We start from the raw sequence: 311 nt of genomic DNA on the forward strand, positions 1-311 counted from the left end.
TCGGCGCCGACACAGCGTAGGGATTCGTCGCTGGTCTAACCAGCTCCGTCCCCTCCCAGACCTTAACGGACTGCGTAGGCTCGCTCGGACAGGTTTACGGCGCAATGATTGGCCTGGCCGTGCTGGAGGCGTCGGCACCCGCACCGATGCTGAGGCTCGGGCCGTCCGGCGGGTCGGGCGGCTCGGGGGCCGGCGGTTCCCGGTCCCCGGGCTGGGGGTCGGGGATCGTCGGCGTGGCGGCCGCGGTCGGCACCGGGCTCTTCGGGCGGGCCTGGGAGAACGACGCGCCCCGCGCCGGCCTGGTGCAGCGC

The 311-nt window shown here is 74.3% G+C and carries 1 pseudogene; it reads left to right on the top strand.

Annotated features, from left to right (window positions below):
- Positions 1-104: 104 nt before the first annotated feature.
- Positions 105-311 (top strand): annotated as a pseudogene (locus ADL05_RS04695) (hypothetical protein); the annotation flags it as partial.

Origin of the sequence: Nocardiopsis sp. NRRL B-16309, from assembly GCF_001279585.1 — a bacterium.
Taxonomy (GTDB): domain Bacteria; phylum Actinomycetota; class Actinomycetes; order Streptosporangiales; family Streptosporangiaceae; genus Nocardiopsis.